Source organism: Vibrio sp. 704, from assembly GCF_033339295.1.
On the sequence record NZ_JAWOUH010000463.1, the window covers coordinates 1 to 689 of the forward strand.

At 49.1% G+C, this 689-nt stretch carries 1 protein-coding gene; it reads right to left on the minus strand.

The genetic code is table 11. The features are described from left to right. The coding region (locus tag R7R24_RS27115; RefSeq protein ID WP_318120181.1) for a substrate-binding domain-containing protein at positions 1–689 on the minus strand (689 nt) is incomplete at both ends.

The window sequence follows — 689 nt, forward strand, 5'->3', positions numbered from 1 at the left end:
TACTTTGCGTTTGTTAGAAAGCAACGGCTGCCCTTCAATCAGTGCCATCAACGATTCGATTGCGAGTTTACCCATGTCTGAGTAGGGCAGTTCAACCGACGTTAATGCTGGAAAGCTTTCAGAGGCGATTTGCTGATTATCGTAACCGACAACGGCAACATCCTGAGGAATCTTCAACCCCAACTCCGCTATCGCTTGGTAGCACCCCATTGCCATATAGTCGCGGCCACAGAAAATCGCTTCCGGCGGCTGCTCCATATTCAGTAGAGACAGTGTTTGCTGGTGCGCTTCTTTTAGCGACCAGTTTGCATCGACTAAATACTCTGAGTTAGGAATGATGTCTGCATCAATGAGAGCCTGACGATAACCATCGGCACGTTGCTTACTGGCTAGCATCCAACTTTCACCAGACAGCATGGCAATGCGACGATGACCTTGCGCTGTGAGGTGTGAAACTGCTTTGTAAGCTCCAATCATATCGGCTGGCAAAATACTTGGCGTTTCGGTGTGTTCTTCGTTGGTGCAGTTCAGCAGCACAGTCGGTAAGGAAGTTGTGACGCGTTGCTGCTCCAACTCTCGCGTCATACTGGATGCGTAAACCAAACCTGCGTAATCACCGCCGTTGATCTCCGACTCAATCTTGCTTGCCAACACTTCATCATGGCTGTAATTGAACGTCACCAATATGT